Source organism: Mycobacterium rhizamassiliense (assembly GCF_900157375.1).
Classification (GTDB): Bacteria; Actinomycetota; Actinomycetes; order Mycobacteriales; family Mycobacteriaceae; genus Mycobacterium; species Mycobacterium rhizamassiliense.
In genome coordinates this window covers 119,774-139,581 of the sequence record NZ_LT721901.1, presented here as the reverse complement: position 1 = coordinate 139,581, position 19,808 = coordinate 119,774, and the positions used below count along the sequence as shown (strand labels likewise).

Sequence of the window (19,808 nt, the reverse complement as noted above, 5' to 3'; positions counted from 1 at the left end):
GATGGCTTCGACTCTCATCTCCCCCCTGTGAACTCGCACTGGGTCTCGCACTGCGGGAACTGAGTTCGATGCCTCGCGCGTCGAATCGCTTCGCCCGGGGGTGTTGTAGGGCGACGTCCACGTGACCTAATCGAAAAATGTGCCGGATTTCCCCTCAAAGATCGCGGGGAGTCTCCGAATCCGAGCGGCAGTCAGGCGCGGGGGCGCCGATGGGACTGCTGTGGATATTGACCACTGCTTCGCGGAGTTGGTCGCGAACGAACGGAGCCACATGTCAAACCACCGAGTCAACGACGCGCACGAGCGCGGCGCCGAACCGATCGCGATTCTCGGGATGGGCTGCCGCTTCCCAGGTGGGGTTAGCTCGCCGGACGACCTGTGGCAGCTGCTCATTGAGGAGCGCGACGCGAACTCGGAGTTCCCGACCGACCGCGGCTGGGATCTCGACGCGCTATTTGGACCCGACCCCGAGGCGCCACGGGCCACCTATGTCCGCGCCGGATCGTTCGTTTCGAACGTGGGTGATTTCGACCCGGCGTTCTTCGGGATCGGTCCGCGCGAAGCCGAAGCCATCGACCCCCAGCAGCGACTGTTGCTCGAGGCAGCGTGGGAAGCTTTGGAGCGGTCAAGGATCGACCCGAATTCTTTGCACGGGAGCGATACCGGAGTTTTCTTCGGCGTGGGCGGGCAGGAGTACGGCCCGCGCATCTGCGACGAAACCGAGGGATTTGCCGGCTATCTCGCGACGGGCACCACGACCGGTGTGGCGTCGGGCCGGGTGTCCTACACCCTTGGGCTCGAGGGCCCGGCAGTGACGGTGGACACCTCCTGCTCGTCGTCTCTGGTCGCGGTGCACCTCGCGATCCAATCGTTGCGGTCGGGCGAATGTGGCTTAGCGGTGGTGGGTGGGGCCACCGTAGTCTGCTCCCCGAGTATCATGGTCGGGCTCGGACGGCATCGCGCGATGGCTGAAGACGGCCGAAGCAAGCCGTTCGCGGCGGCGGCGGACGGGTTCGGCGTTGCCGAGGGTGCCGGTGTGCTGGTGATAACCACGCTGTCGTCCGCGCGCCGCCTCGGTTACCCGGTGATAGCGCTGATCCGGGGCAGTGCCGTCGGCCAGGACGGAGCCTCCGACGGGCTGTCGGCCCCCAGCGATTCGGCGCAGCAAAAGGTGATCCGGCGAGCCCTGGCCAACGCAGGTTTGGATGCCGGCGATGTTGCCGTGGTCGAGGCGCATGGCACAGGAACCATGGTGGGCGACCCGATCGAGGCCCGAGCGCTGCAGGCGACGTACGGCGCCGGGCATTCGGCCGCGCAGCCACTGCTGGTCGGCTCGGTCAAATCGAACATCGGTCATTCCCAGCAGGCGTCCGGCGTCGCGGGGATGATCAAGGCCATCGAGTCGATCCGGCACGGTGTGGTGCCCGCGACGCTGAATCTGGATTCGCCCACACCGCAAGTGGATTGGTCGTCCGGAACCATCGAGGTGGTCGCCGGCGCCCGCGCCTGGCCGGACCGGCCGGACCAGCCGAGGCGCGCCGGCGTGTCGTCATACGGCATCAGCGGGACGAACGCCCACGTGATACTCGAACAGGCGCCCGCGGAGGCTGAGGCCGAGGAGCCGACTGCCGAGCGTCCGCCCGTCGTCCCCTGGATATTGTCCGCAAAGTCGGCATCCGGATTGGCCGGCCAAGCGGCCCGGTTGCGGTCGTTCGTTCAGCAACACCCCGACCTGGATCCTGGCGACGTCGCGTATTCCCTGATCACCACCCGGACGCTCTTCGACCACCGCGCGGTTGCGCTCGGATCCGACCGCGACGAATTGTTGAGTGGACTGACGGCGATCGCCGGAAGCGAGCCTGCACCCAACGTAGTAACCGGGAAAGCCACCGCGGCGGGCCGAACGGTCTTCGTCTTCCCCGGGCAGGGATCGCAATGGGCGGACATGGCGGTCGACCTGCTGGACTCCGCGCCGGCTTTCGGCGATCAGATGCGGCTCTGCGACAAGGCTTTCGCCGAGTTCGTCGACTGGTCGCTGCTTGACGTTGTGCGCAATGACGCCGGCGCTGCGGACCTCGATCGGGTCGACGTGGTGCAGCCAGTCCTCTTTGCGGTGATGGTGTCGCTGGCCGCCGAGTGGCGAGCGCAGGGGATCGAACCGGACGCCGTGCTTGGCCATTCGCAGGGCGAGATTGCGGCGGCCTACGTTGCGGGCGCCCTTTCGTTGCGCGAGGCAGCGCAGGTAGTCACCTTGCGCAGCAAGGCGCTCACCGCACTCGCGGGAACGGGCGGCATGGTTTCGATCGCGCGGCCGGTCGAACAGGTTCTCGCACTCATCGAACCGTGGGCGGAATCGATTTCCGTTGCCGCGCATAATGGTCCGTCGTCGACCGTCGTCACCGGGGACGCTGCCGCGTGTGACGAGCTCATTGCCGCATGCGAGCGGGAAGACGTGCAGGCCAAGCGGATTCCCGTCGATTACGCCTCCCATTCCGCTCACGTCGATCAACTGCGGGAGACGCTGAGCGAGTCGCTTTCGGGGCTGCGGCCGCGAACCGGCGAGATCTCATTCATCTCGGCTGTCACCGGCGCCGAGCTGGACACCGCGAGCCTCGATGGCGACTACTGGTTCACCAGTCTGCGGCAGCCGGTGTTGTTCCAAGAGGCCGTCCGGTGGGCCTACGAGAACGGATTCGACACCTTCATCGAATCCAGCCCGCATCCGGTGTTGACCATCGGCATCCAGGAGTCGTTGGAGGACTACGGCGACAACCACGCCGTCGTCGGGACGCTTCGGCGTGGCGAGGGCGGCATCAGGGGAGTCTTGCTTGCCGCTGCCGAGGCCCATGTCAACGGGAAATCCCCCAACTGGGCGGGCATGTTCCAAGACACGGGTGCTCGTCACATCGACTTGCCCACCTACGCCTTTGAACACAAGCGCTACTGGATGAACCCCGGCACCGGGGCCGTCAACGCGAGCGGTCTCGGCATCACCGCCGCGGAGCACCCGCTGCTCGGTGCCGTAGTGGCGCAGGCGGATTCGGACGAAGTCATTCTGACCGGCCGGCTATCCCTCGCATCTCACCCGTGGCTCGCCGACCACAAGGTGTTCGGGACGGTGATAGTGCCGGGTGCGGCCATGGTGGAGATGGCCCTGCACGCGGGAGAATGCGCGGGATCCCCGCGGATCGATGAGCTCATTCTGATGGCTCCGCTGGTCATCGCCGAAAACCGTGGCGTGGCAGTGCAAGTGATCGTCGGTGAGTGGACTGAGTCCGGCGACCGCCCGGTTCGGATCTACTCGCGAATCGACGATGGTGTCGACCGGCGCTGGACGCGCCATGCGGAGGGCCTGCTTGGCCCGGAAGCCGCGCCCACCGGCGAGGCCGAGATCGAGCAATGGCCACCCGCCGGCGCGGAACCGATCGACATCTCCGAGCTGTATCAAACGCTGGGCACCCGTGGATACGAATACGGACCGACATTCCGCGGCTTGCACTCGGCGTGGCGTCACAACGGCGACGTATTCGTCGAGGCGGCATTGCCGGAGCAGTCGCAGAAGACCGATGCAGGCAAGTTCGGTTTGCATCCGGTGCTGCTCGACTCCGTGCTGCACGGTGCGGCATTCGGCGGCATCCTCGCGGCGTCCGACGTCACCCGACTGCCGTTCGAATGGCAAGGCATCTCACTGGATGTGGTCGGAGCATCACAGGTGCGCGCACGCATCACCTTTGACCAAAGTGACCGGATTTCCATCACCGTGATGGACGTGCGGGGTGGTCCGATCGGCCGTATCGAGTCGCTCGCCCTGCAAAATGTTTCGCCCAGTCAGATTCGCGTGAGCGCTGCCGCCGATGACGAGGTGTACGCCCTTGACTGGGTCGCACTCGCAGCGCCCAAAGAGGGCGCGGCCGAGGTCGCGACGGATCACGTCACCGTGGTGCGTTGCCTGCCAACGCTTTCCACCGGTGCAGAGCTGCCCGATGGTGCCCGGCAGACGCTGATACACGCGCTGCACCGCGTCAAGAATTGGCTGTCCAGCGAAAGCCGCAGCGACGAAGCGCGATTGGTGGCGCTCACCCACGGGGCGATCGCGATCGACTCATCCGAAGACGTCGCCGACCTGGGCCAGGCCGCCGTGTGGGGACTGTTGCGGACCGCACAGGCCGAGAATCCCGGCCAAATAATGTTGGTCGATATCGACGACTGGTCCGGCGCCGATGTTGCGGTGATCGAGGCCATGAGTCGGGATGAGTCACAGCTCGCGCTCCGCGATGGCGTGTGTTACGCGCCGCGGCTGGCGCGGCCCGCCGATGAGCGCGTCGGGGGCGCCCAACTCGTCGAGGCGGGCTCCACCTGGCGGCTGAGCACCCTCGGCAACGGCACGCTGGATTCGCGGAACGTCTTCCTGCGCTCGTGGCCCGAGTCCGACCGGGGCTTGGAGCCCGGCGAAGTGCGCATCGGCGTGCGGTGCACGGGGATCAACTTCCGGGATGTCCTGACTGCACTCGGGGTATACCCGGACCCCACCGCCGATGTCGGCGGCGAAGGTTCTGGCGTCGTGCTCGAGGTCGCCGAGGATGTGGTCGGTTTCGTCCCGGGCGACCGGGTGATGGGCATGTTCCACGGCGCGGGATCTGTAGTCGTCGCCGACCATCGGATGATCGTGCCGATCCCGTCGGGGTGGACCTACGCGCAGGCGGCAGCGGTACCGGCGGTGTTCCTCACCGCCTACTACGGATTAGCAGACCTCGCACAAGCCGGCGCCGGCGAGCGGATATTGGTGCACGCCGCGACCGGTGGTGTTGGTATGGCGGCGGTGCAACTTGCCCGTCGTTGGGGTCTCGAGGTGTATGCGACGGCCAGCCCGGGCAAATGGGAGACCCTGCGCGGCATGGGATTCGACGACGACCACATCGCGAATTCGCGCACGGTCGAGTTCGAGCAGAAATTCTCCGAGGCGACCGGCGGGGCGGGCGTCGACATGGTACTCAATTCGCTGACAGGCGAATTCATCGATGCGTCGCTGCGCCTGATGCCTCGCGGCGGGCGGTTCATCGAGATGGGCAAGGCGGAGATCCGGTCAGCCGACGAGATCGCGGCACAGTATCCGGGCGTTCGGTATCGAGCTTTCGACGTCTTCGAGGCCGGTCCCGATCGCGCCCAGGAGATCTTCCGCGAGCTCGTGCAGCTCTTCGAAAGCGGTGAGCTGCAACCCCTGCCGGTGCGTGCGTGGGACATCCGACACGCGTTGGATGCCTACCGCTTCTTGAGTCGGGCGCGCCACGTCGGCAAGCTGGTCCTCGGCGTGCCGACGCCGATGAATCCCGAAGGCACGGTGCTGATTACCGGCGGCACCGGTGTGCTTGGTGCGCTGCTGGCGAAGCATCTGGTGACTCGCCACGGCATGCGCCATCTGCTGCTCATCAGCCGGCGGGGCCTTGCCGCCGACGGTGCCGCAGCGCTCGAATCCGAACTGACTGAGCTCGGCGCGTCGGTGCGGATCGCGGCGTGCGACGCGGCAGACCGGGATGCGTTGCAGGCGCTGCTGGCCGAGGTGCCCGCCGAACACCCGTTGACCGCGGTCATTCACGCCGCCGGGGTGCTCAATGACGCCGTGTTCGCGGCGCAGACATCACGCCACCTGGACGAGGTGCTGCGGCCGAAGATCGATGCCGCGTGGAACCTGCACGAGCTCACCGCGGACGCGGACCTGTCGGCGTTCATTTTGTTCTCGTCGGTTGCCAGCTTGTTCGGTTCCCTTGGTCAGGCCAACTACGCGGCCGCCAACGCGTTTCTCGATGGGCTCGCGCAGCATCGCCGACACCGGGGGCTGCCGGGTCTGGCTCTGTCGTGGGGATGGTGGGCGCAAGCCAGCGGGATGACGGGTCATCTCTACGAGCGTGATCGGGCCCGTTTGTCTCGGATGGGATTCATCCCGATGCCCTCTGAGGACGCGCTCGCGCTGTTCGATGCGGCGCTCTGGCAGGCGCGCTCGTTCGCGATGCCGGCACAGATCAGCCGCACCGCCATCCGGTCCGACCCGTCGGGGACGGGACTGCCGTCGATGTTCCGCGGCCTGATCCGCACGGCACGGCGCACTGCCGCGGCTGTCGAATCCGGTTCCAACCTCCGGCAGCGGCTCGCGTCGATGAGCCCTGCCGATCAGGAACGCGAACTGCTCGACATCGTGCGTTCGCATGCGGCCGCGGTGCTGGGACACGCTTCCGCGGACGCGGTTAGTGCCGACCAGGAGTTCAAGGATCTGGGCTTCGATTCGCTGGGCGCGGTCGAGTTCCGGAACCGGCTCAAATCGGTCACTGGGCTGAAGCTGCCGACCACCGCCGTCTTCGATCACCCGACGCCAACGGCGTTGGCGCGCTACCTGACCGGTGTGCTCGACTCCGACGAGGCTTCCGCGTCCCAGGAGAGCGCAGCGGTCGATTCCGCGGACGTGGTGGTCGTCGCTAGCTAGACACGGATGCGATCTCGACGACGCACTTTCCGCGCGTCGTTCGGGCGGCGACCCGTGTCAGCGCCTCGGGAACCTGGTCGAAGGGCACCTTCTCTAACACTGTTCCGCGAAGTGCGCCGCGGTCCACCATGGCGGTAAGGCCGTGCAGTATGTCGTCGACGTGCTCCCGCGAACGGGGGGCGGCGAGGACCCCGACCAATGACGTGTTGGTCAGCGTCATCATTTGCACGTTGACGGTTGGCCATGTGCCGCTGGCGAATCCGACAGCGAGGTGCTTGCCGTCGCGGGCGAGCACGCCCATCGCGTTTGTGCCTTGCGCGCCGCCGACGGGGTCGAAAATCATGTCGACACCGCGCCAATCGGTCAGCTCGCGTAAGACCTGGGCGAGCGGGCGTGCGTCGGCAGCCGTGTCGCTCCTGCACACCACCGCGTGGTCGGCGCCGTAGGACCGGCAGAACTCCGCCCTGGACTCGTCGCCCGCGACCGCCACGACCTCGGCGCCGAGGGCCTTGCCCAGTTGGACCGCGGCGATTCCACTGCCGCCCGCGGCGCCGAGTACCACCAGCCGTTGGCCCGCCTGGAGTTGGCCCCGGTCGACCAGCCCGATCCACGCGGTCATGTTGGGAATCCAAAAGCCCGCAGCCGCACCATCATCCATGGCGTCAGGGGCGGGCACGACGGTGTCCGCGGCGGCCAGTGCCTCGGCGGCGAAGGAGCCGTTTCCGTTGATGAAGTCGCTGACGCCCATCACTCGCGTGCCGACGGACAGGTCGACGCCGGAACCGACCGCGACAACGGTGCCCGCCAGCTCCTGGCCGGGCGTGAACGGCCCGGGGGGAGTCAACGGGTAGGTGCCGCGGCACATCAGGACGTCGGGCAAGCCGATTCCCGCCGCCGACACCGCAATCTTCACCTGGCCCGGTCCCGGATCGGGAAGTTGCCGTTCCACCACGCGCATGACGTTCGCGGGCTCGCCGGCCCCGTGTACCTGCCACGCCTTCATTGGAGGCCTCCGCTTGTCCGACGACAGTATTGCCAGTGATAATCACACTATGATTACACTGTAATTTGATTGAGGGAAAGGGCCGATATTCGGCCCACCGTGACAGAGACCGTGAGGTGAGCGATGGCGTGGGACTTCGAGACCGACCCCGAGTTCGACGAGAAGCTCATGTGGATGCGCGAATTCATCGATACCGAGGTCATCCCGCTCGAACCCATCCTCTCTGAACTGCCTGCCGCGGAATGGACGGCGGTCAAGCGAATGCTGCAGGACCGGGTAAAGGCCAAGGGCTTGTGGGGAATGTTCCTCGATCCGAGCCTCGGCGGTACGGGTTCCGGTCAGCTCAAACTCGCGCTGATGTCGGAGATCATCGGCCGGTGCATGGTCTCGATGGAGTTGTTCGGCGTCCAGGCGCCCGATAGCGGCAACATGGAGTTGCTCGCTCATGGGGCCGACGAGGCCCAGAAGCAGCGGTGGCTGTATCCGAACCTGCGCGGGGAGATCTCCAGCGCCTTCGCCCTGACCGAGCCGTTCCTGGCGGGTGCCGATCCGACGGTCATCGACACCACCGCGGTGCTCGACGGCGATACCTGGGTGATCAACGGGCACAAGTGGTTCACCACCAATGCGTCGTGTGCCGACATCGTGTTGGTCGTCGCCGAGACCGATCCGGCCGGGCGTCCGCACCGGCACGCCTCGATTTTCGTGGTGCCGGCGGGTACGCCCGGGATGCAGATCCTGCGCGAGATTCCCACGATGGCCCACCCCGATCCCGAGTTCGGCCGCCGCGGCAACCACGCGGAGGTGGTGTTTCACGATTGCCGTGTGCCCGCCGACCATTTGATCGGAACCCAAGGTGAGGGATTCCGGTTGGCGCAGCAGCGGCTAGGCGGCGGCCGCATCCATCACGCCATGCGGTGGCTCGGTCAGGCCCAGCGTGCCCTGGACATCATGGGGGAGCGGGCGGTGTCGCGGCGATCGCACGGCCGGCTGCTCGGCGAGCACCAGATGGTCCAGGACTATATCGCTCTGTCGCACATGGAGATTCAGGCCGCACGGCTGCTGACGTTCCAGACCGCGTGGAAGATGGATCGCGACGGGGCGAGCGCGGTGCGTGCCGAACTCGGCATGGTCAAGGCTCACGTGTCCAAGGTGGTGCTGGCGGTGCTCGACCGTGCCATCCAAGTGTGCGGCGCGCTGGGATATTCCGGTGATCTGCCCGTCGAGCAGTGGTACCGCATGACCCGGTTCGGCTCGATCGGCGACGGCCCCGACGAGTTGCACAAGTCGGTGCTGGCGCGTCACGTGCTGAAGAAGTACCGGCCCGTCGAGGGGTGGCCAACCGAGCACCTGCCCTCGCGCCGGCCTGCCGCACAACGGAAATGGTCCGAACTGTGTGGGCAAGCGGGTGTACATGGCCAGTGAGATACAGCTGAGCTCGGAGCAGATCGTCGCCGCCGCAGTCGATATCCTGCACGAGGGCGGCCTGGATGCGGTCAGCATGCGTAGCGTGGCGGGTCGGCTGGGGGTGACACCGCCTCCGGTTTACGCGCGGATCGGCAACAAGGATGCGCTTCTGGATGCGATCGCCGAGCATTTCCTTGCCGACCTGGCGCCCGACCCGGAGCGCGACGAAGCGTGGCCGGACTACGCGCGGCGCTGGACGCAACAGATGCGCCAGCGCCTCACCGAGGCCGCCGATAGCAGGCTCTTCCTGCAAGTGAAACGGCCGACCTACCTGGAGGCGACCAAGCCCCTGCTGAACTGCATGCGCCGCGACGGAATGTCCACGGACGCAGCGGTTCGCGCGTGCCGGCTGCTGACGTGGGCGACCGTGGGCTTCATCGCCATGGATCACTCACCGCCGGCCGCATCGTCGCGACGCCCCAGCCGGCTGGCCGGCAGCGACCCGTCGGGCGTGACTTCCGAAGAGATCGACGAATTGTTCACCGCCCACATCGGCTACCTCATCGATGGCATCGAACGCGACGAGGGAATGCGGTGAGCCCGCCGCCGGTCGATTTCGACGTTCCCCGCTTCGCCGAATGGTTGTCGGAGAGAACCGGCGAACATGCCGACCTCGAGGTGAGCCCGATTCGCGGCGGCGGCAGCTGCGAGATGTTCCGCGTCGATCGGCTCGGTGAATCGTGGGTGGTGCGTCGGGCCCCGCGGGCGGCGGTGTCGAACACCGCCCATCAGGTCATTCGCGAGGCGAAGATCATGGACTCGCTTGCCGCGCAGCGTGTTCCGGTGCCGCAAGTGCTGGCGTGGAGCGACGATGCCACCGTGCTCGGGGCCCCGTTCTTCGTGATGTCCTTTGTCGACGGCGGCGTGATTCGCCGCAACGGGCTGCCACCGCCACTGCGCGACGACCCCAGCTCGCAGCGCCTGATCGGCGAGCAACTCATCGACACGCTCGTCGACCTCCATGCCGTCGACTGGACCAAGACGGTACTCGCCGAGATATCGCGTCCGGCCGGGTTTTTGGATCGGCAGGTCGATCGCTGGTTGACCCAACTCGACAGCTACCGGGTCCGCGACCTCGCCGGCGTCGACGACATCGCGCGCTGGCTGCGGACGAACGTGCCCGCGCACGGCGAGCTGACCGTCATGCACGGCGACTACAAGGTGGACAACCTGATCTGGGCGCCGGCAGCGCCGCCGAAGGTCGCCTGCGTCGTCGACTTTGAGATGACCACCGTTGGCGACCCCCTCATCGACCTGGCGTGGGCCATGATCTTCTGGCCCGAGGACGGCAACGCCATCGCCCTGGCCGCCCCCGGCACTCCCGACGGCATGGCGCCCGAATCCTGCCAGCCACCTTCGGAATTGGTGAACCGCTATGCCGCCGCGACCGGGCGTGACCTCTCCCGATTCGGTTGGTATCAGGCGTTCAGCGCCTGGAAGCTCGCCATCGTGCTGGAGGGTTCCTACGCGACGTACCTGCGCGGCGAATCCCGCAACCCGCTGCACGAGGTTTTCGGGCCCATCGCCGACCAACTCCTCGTCCGTGCCGGGAGGTTCGCGCAATGAGCGATCCACTGTTCGATGTCAGCGATCGCGTGGTCCTGATCACCGGGGGGAGCCGCGGGCTGGGCGCAGCCATGAGCCTCGGTCTCGCGCAGCGCGGGGCGCGGGTGATCATCGCCAGCCGGAAACTCGCTGCGTGCCAACAACTTGCCGCGCGTATCACCGACGCGGGCGGTCAGGCTCACCCGCTGGAGTGCCATGTCGGTTACTGGGAGACGCTGGACGCTGTCGTCGATGCCGCCGCGCAGCGATGGGGCCGGCTGGACTGCCTGGTGAACAACGCCGGGATGAGTCCGGTGGCCCCATCGCTGCTGGAAACCTCAGAGACGTTGTTCGACAAGGTGATCGGTGTCAATCTCAAGGGTCCGACGCGCCTGACCGCGCTAGCCGCGACGGCCATGGCTCGCACCGGCGGCGGATCGATCGTCAACATCAGCTCGCTCGCGTCGGTGAGACCCACCCCGGTCACCACCGTTTACGCGGCGGCCAAGGCGGGATTGAACGCGTTGACGACCGCGACCGCTCTCGAGTACGCGCCAGCCGGTGTTCGGGTCAACGGAATCATTTGCGGGACCTTTGACACCGACGCCGCTTCGGGCTTCGTGCGCGACCCCGCCCTACTGCCTGACATCCTGCGACCCATCGCACTGGATCGCGTCGGGCGCCCGGAAGAAATCGTCGGCGCCGTGGTGTATCTGTTGTCCGACGCTTCGAGCTACACCACCGGGTCACTGATGACCATTGACGGGGGCGTAGCTATATGACGCACTGTCCTTGATTTGGGCAGAGCGTCAGCGACCTCGCGCGAGACGGAAGCGCTGCAGCATAAGGTCAAGGAGCTCCGGGGTCAGCATGCCGCCGGCGTATTCGACCCAGCACCAACTTCGTGACGGTTGCTTGCCTGACGAGCTGTCGACGAGCCGGCCGAAGAAATGAATGTAGCTGCCTGAGGTATCGAACTCGAAGGAATAGGAGTCGGAGCCGATTGATGCGGCCAACCTGGTCAGCTTGCCCTCGTCGTTGAATGTCGGTGTCGCCACGATGTCGTCGTGGGCCGTCGTAATGCCTTCCTTCAGTTGGTATCCCGGCCCGAAACTCAGCCCGTCGCGCCCCTGCCAGAAGCAGCCGCCGCCCCACTGACCGTCGGGATTTTGGTGCAGCCATGACACCCACATCCCCTGCAGCCGACGGGCAATCGGCAGTTCGGGATACACCGTTCCGGGTGGGCCATACGCGTAATCCTGGTGCAGGTATCCGGACACCTCGATGCCGTCGATGACGCCGGTGGCGGCCATCAATTCATGCCGGTAGTAGACCTCGTCTTCGATCCCGTCCTGCGCCGGAACATGCACGGTGAACACATCGGTGACGTTTTTGCCGTGCATCTCCCAGCGCCCGCTGGCGTCGTACCAATGGAAGCCGTCGTCGCGCTCGATGCGGCCGCTGTAATACTCCAACGACACTTTGTCACCGCTGTCGTGGTACTCCATGGGCTTGAACCAGTCGATGGTCGAGTACTCCGGAAACAGATGTGGTGGTTCGGGGTTGAAGGAGGCCGGTAGTTTTTTGAACCCGGTGATCGGCGAGACAACGTGCGTCATCCCGACGAGAAAGTCATCAGCACCCCGCAGCCCCCAGTAGTCCCGCCCGGATGCATCCGCCACCACCGCGCCGATCCACATACCGGCCGGACCCACGCCGGGCCCAGGCACCCACTCGCGCCGATAGTGATCGAGTGTGGGGGCCTGTATCCGCACCTCGAAGTTGATCTGGTCTGCCATGTCACCTCTTGTCACGTGAAGTCGATGATGCCTCGGATATTGCTTCCCTCGCGCAGATGCTTGATGGCGTCGTTGATTTCGTCGAGTCGGTAGCGGCGTGTGACGAGCTCATCGAGCTTGAGAGTGCCGGCTTCGTACATCGACAGCAGCATCGGCATGCTCGCGCGGGCATTCATCTCCCCATATAGCGATCCCTTCAGCGTCTTGCTTGAGTTGACGAAGTCCGAAAGAATCAGTGGCACCGACATTTCCGAGAGTGGGGTCATCGCCGTGACCACACAGGTGCCCCCTTTGCGAGTCATCATCAATGCCAGTGGAATCAAATCGGGTTTCAGCACGCCCACCGTCAGAATCACCGCATCGGCCATCGTGCCCCAGGTGATCTCCTTGACCAGGCCGAGCGCCGCGGCGGCATCACCGACCGTATGGGTGGCGCCGAAGGATGGCGCGATCTCTCGCTTGAAATCGACTGGGTCGACCGCGATCACGTACTTGGCACCCGCGGCGCGCGCTCCCTGTACCGCATTCATGCCGACGCCACCGGTCCCGATCACCACGACGGTGTCGCCGGGCTTAGCGCCGGAGCTGACGCTACCGGACCCGAAACCCGTTGTTACCCCGCAAGATACGAGCGAAGCCGCCTCGAGCGGGATCCAGTCGTGGACCTTGATGAAGGATCGCTCGGAAGCAACGACGTACTCGGAGAAAGTGCCGACTTGCATGAGCGCCATCAAATCCTGGTTGCCCAGGTGGCGCCTGGGGGTGCCGTCAGTGATCATGTTCTTGCTGAACACCTGCCCCCCGACGTCGCACAGGTACGTAGCGCCCGTCGCACACCATCGGCATGTGCCGCACGACGGGATGAACGACACCGCGACATGGTCGCCCGGCGCCAGCGATGTCACGCCCGGGCCCACCTCCTCGACGACACCGGCGCCCTCGTGCCCGCCCAGCAGTGGAAACCATTCCGGCATGGGCATTCCGGCGGCTTCGATCAAGGCGATCAGGTTGTCGTCGGGAACGCTGTCGCCGGTGGCGAAGTGGTCGTCAGAGTGGCAGACGCCCGCGACCGCCATTCTCACCAGCACCTCACCCGCACGTGGCGGGTCCAGGTCAATCGTTTCGATCTGCCAGTCCTGGCCGACACCATGCAGCACCGCGGCGTGTGACTTCATGATTCCCTTTCCTGTTCAGACAGTTAGGGCGATCTGCTCGCCACATTTAATCCTCTAGAGGTATTTCTTGTAAACCCCGCGCGCATGTCGGCTGGCGGTTCGCAGGGCACCGCCGCGGCCGGCGCAGCGCCGATCGAACCGAGACGTATCGTGGTTGAACTGCGCGAATTCATCATCGCTGGCGCCCACTACTGCCCCTGGTCTCGCCAGATCGCATCGAAAGATCTAGAGGTATCCATAGGCGATCGGCGACGACCCACGTTGACCGAAGCCGCGCAGCGCCACGCCAACGACATGCTGGAGCACGGTGTCAACGGTCACATCGGTTCGGCCCCCACGGCGGTGAGGTCGTCTTCTGGGGCACTGGATCCGCTGCGAATACGAGCGAAGCGCTGGACTTGTGGATGCAAAGTCCGCCACCCCGCGCGATCATCCTGAACTGCGCATACACCGCCGCCGGCTCGCCGGCGCCTCTGACGGCAACAAAATGACCATCGTCGGCGACTTCGCTGCTTGACGCCATCAAGCCTCGGTACATGAATAACGCCGTACTCTTCCAACGTGAACGCGATCGATCCGCAGAAGCTCGATGTCTGCCTACAGGTGCTGGCAGACATCGAGTCGTTGCCCCCCGAGCATCCTGACGCCGTCGCGGTGCGCCGGGCCACCGCGGGCATCTTCAAGTCCGTCAGGAAGGCTCGCCGCGATGCCAAGCGCGACGCGGTGGCGGCCGCCGACCGCGCCGTTGTCGCTGCTACCGCCACCGGCGCACCTGGCCGCATCGACGACGAGACCCAAGGCCTGCCGCTGGTGTCCACTACGGTTGGTGCCTCCGCGGGCACCTTGCTCCGGTCCCGCGCGTGCTACATCTGCAAGAAGCACTACACGGTGGTCGATGCCTTTTACCACCAACTCTGCCCGGGTTGCGCCGCGCTCAACCGTGCCAAGCGCGACGCTCGCACCGACCTGACCGGTAGGAGCGCCCTGCTGACCGGTGGCCGCGCCAAGATCGGCATGTACATCGCGCTGCGCCTGCTCCGCGACGGCGCCCACACCACCATCACCACCCGCTTTCCGAACGACGCTGTGCGCCGCTTCGCCGGAATGCCGGACAGCGCTGACTGGCTGCACCGGCTACGCATCGTGGGCATCGACCTGCGCGACCCAGCTCAGGTCGTCGCGCTTGCGGACACGGTGGCCGCGCAGGGCCCGCTCGACATCCTGATTAACAACGCCGCCCAAACCGTGCGCCGCGCTCCCGGCTCCTACGCGGCGCTCGTCGAGGCGGAGCGCACCCCGGCGCCGGGACTCGCTGACGTGATCACCTTCGACCACGTCAGCGACGCCCATCCCGCGGCACTTGCCGGGAGCCTTGCGGAACACCAAACCCCGCACGCCGTAACTGAATTGGCTCTCGCCGCCCGGAGCGCCTCACCGGATCGGATCGCCGCGGGCACCGCCATAGACGCGGGTGGCCTGCTGCCCGATACCGCGCCCATCAACAGTTGGACCCAACGCGTGCACGAGGTCGACGCGATGGAACTGCTCGAGGTCCAGCTGTGCAACCAGACCGCGCCGTTCATTCTGGTGAGCCGCCTGCGCCCGGCGATGGCCGCCGCACCGGCCCGCCGCAAGTACGTCGTGAATGTGTCGGCAATGGAGGGGCAGTTCAGCCGCAAGTACAAGGGCCCAGGGCATCCGCACACCAACATGGCGAAGGCCGCACTGAACATGCTCACCCGCACCAGCGCCGGCGAAATGTTAGAGCAGGACGGCATTCTCATGACTGCGGTCGATACGGGCTGGATCACCGATGAGCGTCCACACCCGACAAAGTTGCGCCTCGCCGAGGAGGGATTCCACGCCCCGCTCGACCTCGTCGACGGTGCCGCCCGTGTGTATGACCCGATCGTCCGCGGGGAGTCCGGCGAAGATCTGAACGGCTGCTTCCTGAAGGACTATTCGCCGAGCAATTGGTAGGCGGCTAACGCGCGCAGCCCGCTAACCCTCGGCCCGAGCAATGTTTTCGACGATGATCTGGCAGGCCGTGTCGTAGAAGGCGCTGATCAGGGTGGAGCAGGAGAGCTCGAAGGGGTAGATCATGTGCACGGCCAGCGGTTCGACCGCCCAGTCGGGGAGGATCGGCACGATGGTGCCCTCGCGCAGCTCGTTGGTGCAGATGATCTGCGTCGGCATGGCGCCGATGCCCAGGCCCTGCAGGATGTACTCCTTGCACACCTGAAAGTTATTGGCCCGCGCGCGCACTTGGGGCGACAGCTCGTGTCGACTCTCACGCCTGGTCACCGCCAGCTTCTGCGGTCCGCAGAAGCCGAAGTCGATAAACGGGAGGTTGTTCAGCTGCGCAGGATCGGTGAGCGGACCCGGCAGTTGACCCACGAATTCGGTTGAGGCGCAGAGGAACAGGTTCAGGTCGAAGACCTTCCGCGCGATCAGTGTCGAATCCTGCAGCGGTCCGGGCCCGAACACCACGTCGAATCCGTCTTTGATCGGGTGGACCATGTTGTCCACCAGTCGAATGTCCAAGCGCGAGTGCGGATAACGCTGAAGGAAGGTGGCCCCGACCCGGGACGCGTAGTCGATGCCGAGGCTCACCGGTATCGCGACCCGCAATTCGCCCTGCGGTTCCTGCTTGCTGCCCTCGACCAGGGCGCGTACGCCATTGGCCTCGGTCAAAATGTTCATCGCGTGGTCGTAGATCTGCTCGCCGAGATCGGTGACCGTCAGCTGGTGGGTGTTCCTGCGCAGCAGCTTGATGCCGAGGTCGGACTCCAGCCTGGTCAGCTTGCGGCTGACGGTGGATTTGGGCATGCCGAGCGACGTCGCCGCCTTCGAGATGCTGCGGCAGTCCACCACCTTGCCGAAAACCAGCAGGGCACCGAGGTCAAAGGGCAGATTCTGTTCCATGGGCAGTGTTCCAAGTATGCAACAGGGTGTTGCGTTCGTACACCTTATTGAGTGTTTCCGCAGCTGCTAGCGTCGGCCGCACCACGTAGGAGGTAAACGGGGATGAATCAGCCCATCACCGTCGCCAAGCCCCTCAACGGGCACTGGACCGACGCATATCCCGAACTCGGCCGCGGCCCGGTGTCGCTTGAAGATTGCGTGTCCGAAGAGTTCTACGAGAAGGAACGCGAACACGTCTTCAAGAAGACGTGGCTCTACGTCGGACGGGTCGAGCGAGTGCCGAAGTCGGGCAGTTACTTCACCCGCGAGCTGAGGTTCCTCAACACCTCGATCATCATCGTGCGCGGCAAGGACGACGTGATCCGCGCCTTCCACAACATCTGTCCGCACCGCGGCAACAAGATGCTCTGGGAGGACGATCCCTTCCAGGAGGTGTCCGGCCGGGCGCCGTTGCTGTACTGCCGTTTCCACGGTTGGCGCTACAAGTTGGACGGCTCGCTGCACGCGCCGACGCGCAAAGACTTGCTGCTGGATTTCGACGCCGACAGCTGCCGGGTGCCCGCGGTGCAGTGCGAGGTGTGGGAAGGCTTCATCTTCATCAACCTCAACCCCGACAACACCGAGCCGCTGCGCTCCTTCCTCGGCGAGCTGGCCCATGGCATCGAGGGCTATCCGTTCGACGGGCCGCACCAGGTCTACAAGTTCTCGGCCGAATTGCAGTGCAACTGGAAGATTTTCGTCGACAGCTTCGCCGAGAGTTACCACGGCCCGTATCTGCACGCGTCGTCGTTCGGCGCGCTGACCGCGGAGGCCAGGGACGCGTTCGACCAGCCGAATCCGTTCACCGACGCGCTGGCCTATCAACTCAGCGGCCCGCACCGGATGTTCTCGTTCTCCGGTGAGCCGTCCCAGAAAACGCCGTACTCCAAGCCCATTGAATGCGTGATGGAGGCCAGCGCGGCCGGCCCCTGGAACAAAAAGGCCGACCGGGGACCGATGCCGCCGGGGATCAATCCCACGCGCTCGGAGAAGTACGGCTTCGACTCGTTCCAGTTCTTTCCCAATTTCGTCATCATTTTCGGCTCGTCCGGTTTCAGCACGCACACGCATTGGCCGACGGGCCCGCACTCGCACGTGTTCGAGGTCGAGATGTTCCATCAGCCGCCGAAGACGCATAAGGAGCGGCTCGGTCAGGAGCTCACCGTGACGTTCCTCAACGACATCATCCTCGAAGACGCGAGCCCGTCGGAGGGCCTGCAGGCGATGCTCAACAGCGGCGCCCTGACGCACTTTACGATGAACGACGAGGAGATCCTGCTGCGCCATTTGCACAAGGTGGTCGGCGACTACGTCGAAGCCGGCGAAGCCGCGAAGGCGGGCATTCGATGAGTACTGTTCTGCCGCCGGAGTTTTCGCAGCTGGAGCACCTGGTGCCCGACTGGGCGATCGAGGACGGTCACGACCGCTACGTCAAACGCGTCAACAGCTCCATGGAGCAGATCCGGGCCTTCTACGACGAGGTGTTTCCGCATGCGGAAGAAGCCGTCGCCTACATCGACAAGTTCGATTACTCCGAGCCGCTGCCCGATGACGTCGCGAATCTGCGCAACCTGCTCTACTCGCTGATCACGGTCTCCCTGGCGGTCGAGCTGTGGAAGCAGCCGCGGGTGAAGCATTCGGCCAGCACCATCCTCACGAGAGTGAGCTAGGGCCATGGGAATTGGATCCGCACAGCTGGAAATCGTCGACCTCACACCGAGCATCGGCAGCGAGATCAGGACCGACCTCGACACGCTGCTCAGCGGGCGGGAGGCGTCGACCATCCGTGAGGTTCTCGAGCAGCGCGGTGTGGTGTTCTTCCGTGGATTGGACATCGGCGACGACGAGCAGGTCGCCATCGCCAAGACCCTCGGCACGCTCGTCGCGAACGAGGGCCAGGGCGGCATCAACAAGATCTCGCTGGACGAGAAGGTCAATCAGCGTGCCAAATACCTTCAGGGCTCGATGTTCTGGCACTTCGACGGTTCCCTGCAGCCACTGCCGAATCTGGCCACGCTGCTGCGTGCGGTGCGGCTCTCCGAGGCCGGGGGGCAGACCGAGTTCTGCAACACCTACGCGGCCTACGAGGATCTTCCGGACGCCGACAAGGAGGCGATATCCGAGCTGCGCGTCGTGCACAGCGCGGAGCGCTCGCAGTACTACGTCACCCCGGAGATGAGCTACGACGAGGTGGCGTTCTGGCAGAAGTCGGCAACCAAGGCCTGCCCCATCGTGTGGACGCATCAATCGGGCCGCAAGTCGCTGCTCCTGGGCGCGACGTCGGACTACGTCGTCGGATTGCCGGTCGAGGAAAGCCGCGCTTTGCTTGCCCGGCTTCGTGATTGGGCCACCCAGCCGCAGTACGTGTATCAGCACCAGTGGCAGCCCGGTGATCTGCTCGTCTGGGACAACACCGGGACCATGCATCGGGTACTGCCGTACGCGGTGGACAGCGGCCGGCTCATGCACCGAACGATTCTGGCGGGTGAAGAGCCGATGCAGTGAAGCTTGGCATCGCCACCCCGGTCGTCACCAACGTCGCCGGAGCCCCCCTGGAGTGGGAGAAGGACGCCGGCATCGAGGACATCGGCCGGGTCGCGGAGGTAGCCGATCGGCTCGGCTATCACCACATGACCTGCAGCGAGCACATCGGCATGCCCTCGACCGAATCCGGGCGGCGCGGTGCACGCTACTGGGATCCACTGGCCACGTTCGGTTATGTTGCGGGGCGCACCAAGCGGATTCGCTTCGCCACCATGACGTTGGTGCTGGGATACCACCACCCGCTGGCCATCGTGAAGCGATACGGCACCCTCGATCACGTCAGCGCTGGGCGGGTGATCCTCGGTGTCGGCGTCGGCTCGCTGAAGGACGAGTTCGACTTGCTGGGCGCGCCGTTCGACGACCGCGGCGCCCGCGGCGACGACGCCCTGAAGGCGCTGCGCTCGGCGCTGCCGAGCAACGAGCCCGCGTACCAAGGTGAGTTCTACTCGTTCGGCGGCCTGACCGTGGATCCGTGTGCGGTGCAGCCGCACATGCCGATCTGGGTCGGCGGGCGTACCCGGCGTTCGCTGCGGCGGGCGGTCACCCTCGCCGACGGTTGGTGCCCGTACTACGTGTCGATCCAAACCGCCGCCGACTGGCTGGCGCGGTTCGAACTACCGCCGGACTTCGAGGTCGTCATGCCCGCGGAGCAACCGCTCGACCCGGCCGGGAATCCCGAAGCGACCCAGGACACGTTGCGGGAGTTAGCAGATGGCGGCACCACCATGCTGTCGGCCCGGTTCGTTCACCATTCGCTGGAGCACTACCTCGAACAACTCCACGCTTTGATCGAACTGCATCGTGAAACCTTCGGCGCGGACGCGCGGACGCAGTAG

14 protein-coding genes and 2 pseudogenes are annotated in these 19,808 nt (G+C 65.5%); 12 read left to right on the top strand and 4 right to left on the bottom strand.

The window, feature by feature from the left end; genetic code table 11:
* Positions 1-301: 301 nt before the first annotated feature.
* Both MRAB57_RS29550 and MRAB57_RS29545 read left to right on the top strand, forming a co-directional pair.
* Positions 302-2,848: pseudogene (locus MRAB57_RS29550) on the top strand (type I polyketide synthase); the annotation flags it as partial.
* A gap of 30 nt (positions 2,849-2,878) precedes the next feature.
* Entirely contained in the window at positions 2,879-6,475 is a 3,597-nt protein-coding gene (locus tag MRAB57_RS29545; RefSeq protein WP_425436798.1) for an SDR family NAD(P)-dependent oxidoreductase, read from the top strand.
* Here MRAB57_RS29545 and MRAB57_RS00635 read toward each other — a convergent pair.
* The gene (locus MRAB57_RS00635; protein WP_077085842.1) at positions 6,468-7,478 is read right to left on the bottom strand and encodes an NADPH:quinone oxidoreductase family protein; all 1,011 of its coding nucleotides are present in this window, start codon (positions 7,476-7,478) and stop codon (positions 6,468-6,470) included. The two genes, MRAB57_RS29545 and MRAB57_RS00635, sit on opposite strands and share 8 nt — an antisense overlap.
* Positions 7,479-7,601: 123 nt before the next feature.
* Between MRAB57_RS00635 and MRAB57_RS00630 the strand changes: the two genes are divergently transcribed.
* From MRAB57_RS00630 to MRAB57_RS00615, 4 genes are read left to right on the top strand one after another with little or no spacing between them, the layout of a single operon-like run.
* Positions 7,602-8,903: an acyl-CoA dehydrogenase family protein gene (locus MRAB57_RS00630; RefSeq protein ID WP_077085841.1), complete on the top strand. Its 1,302-nt coding sequence runs from the start codon at positions 7,602-7,604 to the stop codon at positions 8,901-8,903.
* On the top strand, positions 8,893-9,483 hold the full coding sequence (locus MRAB57_RS00625; protein WP_157900541.1) for a TetR family transcriptional regulator: 591 nt from the start codon (positions 8,893-8,895) through the stop codon (positions 9,481-9,483). Before MRAB57_RS00630 ends, MRAB57_RS00625 begins: the two co-directional genes overlap by 11 nt.
* Complete coding sequence (locus tag MRAB57_RS00620) at positions 9,480-10,511, top strand: phosphotransferase family protein (protein ID WP_077085839.1); 1,032 nt, start codon at positions 9,480-9,482, stop codon at positions 10,509-10,511. Before MRAB57_RS00625 ends, MRAB57_RS00620 begins: the two co-directional genes overlap by 4 nt.
* Positions 10,508-11,272, top strand: a complete 765-nt coding sequence (locus tag MRAB57_RS00615; protein ID WP_077085838.1) for an SDR family NAD(P)-dependent oxidoreductase — start codon at positions 10,508-10,510, stop codon at positions 11,270-11,272. The genes MRAB57_RS00620 and MRAB57_RS00615 overlap by 4 nt, the downstream gene beginning before the upstream one ends.
* Before the next feature lie 27 nt (positions 11,273-11,299).
* On the opposite strand, the gene MRAB57_RS00610 is transcribed toward MRAB57_RS00615, so the two are convergent.
* Together MRAB57_RS00610 and MRAB57_RS00605 are read right to left on the bottom strand one after the other, a co-directional pair.
* Positions 11,300-12,289, bottom strand: a complete 990-nt coding sequence (locus MRAB57_RS00610) for a hypothetical protein (protein WP_077085837.1) — start codon at positions 12,287-12,289, stop codon at positions 11,300-11,302.
* An 11-nt stretch (positions 12,290-12,300) separates the two neighbouring features.
* Positions 12,301-13,464, bottom strand: a complete 1,164-nt coding sequence (locus MRAB57_RS00605; protein ID WP_077085836.1) for an NDMA-dependent alcohol dehydrogenase — start codon at positions 13,462-13,464, stop codon at positions 12,301-12,303.
* Between the two features lie 255 nt (positions 13,465-13,719).
* Here MRAB57_RS00605 and MRAB57_RS29480 point away from each other — a divergent pair.
* Positions 13,720-13,981: pseudogene (locus MRAB57_RS29480) on the top strand (CAP domain-containing protein); the annotation flags it as partial.
* 44 nt (positions 13,982-14,025) lie between these two features.
* Positions 14,026-15,444 carry an SDR family NAD(P)-dependent oxidoreductase gene (locus tag MRAB57_RS00595; protein WP_077085835.1) on the top strand — a complete coding sequence of 473 codons (1,419 nt, stop codon included), beginning with the start codon at positions 14,026-14,028 and terminating at the stop codon, positions 15,442-15,444.
* Between the two features lie 21 nt (positions 15,445-15,465).
* Here the strand turns inward: MRAB57_RS00595 and MRAB57_RS00590 are convergent, their stop codons facing one another.
* Positions 15,466-16,389, bottom strand: a complete 924-nt coding sequence (locus tag MRAB57_RS00590; protein WP_077085834.1) for a LysR family transcriptional regulator — start codon at positions 16,387-16,389, stop codon at positions 15,466-15,468.
* A gap of 102 nt (positions 16,390-16,491) precedes the next feature.
* Here MRAB57_RS00590 and MRAB57_RS00585 point away from each other — a divergent pair, with 102 nt between their 5' ends.
* The 4 genes from MRAB57_RS00585 to MRAB57_RS00570 are packed head-to-tail and all read left to right on the top strand — an operon-like array spanning position 16,492 to position 19,808.
* Positions 16,492-17,778 carry an aromatic ring-hydroxylating oxygenase subunit alpha gene (locus MRAB57_RS00585; protein WP_077085833.1) on the top strand — a complete coding sequence of 429 codons (1,287 nt, stop codon included), beginning with the start codon at positions 16,492-16,494 and terminating at the stop codon, positions 17,776-17,778.
* Entirely contained in the window at positions 17,775-18,098 is a 324-nt protein-coding gene (locus MRAB57_RS00580; RefSeq protein ID WP_077085832.1) for a hypothetical protein, read from the top strand. The genes MRAB57_RS00585 and MRAB57_RS00580 overlap by 4 nt, the downstream gene beginning before the upstream one ends.
* Before the next feature lie 4 nt (positions 18,099-18,102).
* Positions 18,103-18,933 (top strand): TauD/TfdA dioxygenase family protein, encoded by an 831-nt coding sequence (locus tag MRAB57_RS00575; protein ID WP_077085831.1) that lies wholly within the window; start codon positions 18,103-18,105, stop codon positions 18,931-18,933.
* On the top strand, positions 18,930-19,808 hold the full coding sequence (locus MRAB57_RS00570) for a TIGR03619 family F420-dependent LLM class oxidoreductase (protein ID WP_077085830.1): 879 nt from the start codon (positions 18,930-18,932) through the stop codon (positions 19,806-19,808). Before MRAB57_RS00575 ends, MRAB57_RS00570 begins: the two co-directional genes overlap by 4 nt.

What these genes read in the sequence shown, in the direction of transcription:
- MRAB57_RS29545 (WP_425436798.1), top strand. Translation starts at nt 2,879, where the DNA reads ATGTTCCAAGACACGGGTGCTCGTCACATCGACTTGCCCACCTACGCC.
- MRAB57_RS00635 (WP_077085842.1), bottom strand. Translation starts at nt 7,478, where the DNA reads ATGAAGGCGTGGCAGGTACACGGGGCCGGCGAGCCCGCGAACGTCATG.
- MRAB57_RS00630 (WP_077085841.1), top strand. Translation starts at nt 7,602, where the DNA reads ATGGCGTGGGACTTCGAGACCGACCCCGAGTTCGACGAGAAGCTCATG.
- MRAB57_RS00625 (WP_157900541.1), top strand. Translation starts at nt 8,893, where the DNA reads ATGGCCAGTGAGATACAGCTGAGCTCGGAGCAGATCGTCGCCGCCGCA.
- MRAB57_RS00615 (WP_077085838.1), top strand. Translation starts at nt 10,508, where the DNA reads ATGAGCGATCCACTGTTCGATGTCAGCGATCGCGTGGTCCTGATCACC.
- MRAB57_RS00610 (WP_077085837.1), bottom strand. Translation starts at nt 12,289, where the DNA reads ATGGCAGACCAGATCAACTTCGAGGTGCGGATACAGGCCCCCACACTC.
- MRAB57_RS00605 (WP_077085836.1), bottom strand. Translation starts at nt 13,464, where the DNA reads ATGAAGTCACACGCCGCGGTGCTGCATGGTGTCGGCCAGGACTGGCAG.
- MRAB57_RS00590 (WP_077085834.1), bottom strand. Translation starts at nt 16,389, where the DNA reads ATGGAACAGAATCTGCCCTTTGACCTCGGTGCCCTGCTGGTTTTCGGC.
- MRAB57_RS00585 (WP_077085833.1), top strand. Translation starts at nt 16,492, where the DNA reads ATGAATCAGCCCATCACCGTCGCCAAGCCCCTCAACGGGCACTGGACC.
- MRAB57_RS00580 (WP_077085832.1), top strand. Translation starts at nt 17,775, where the DNA reads ATGAGTACTGTTCTGCCGCCGGAGTTTTCGCAGCTGGAGCACCTGGTG.
- MRAB57_RS00575 (WP_077085831.1), top strand. Translation starts at nt 18,103, where the DNA reads ATGGGAATTGGATCCGCACAGCTGGAAATCGTCGACCTCACACCGAGC.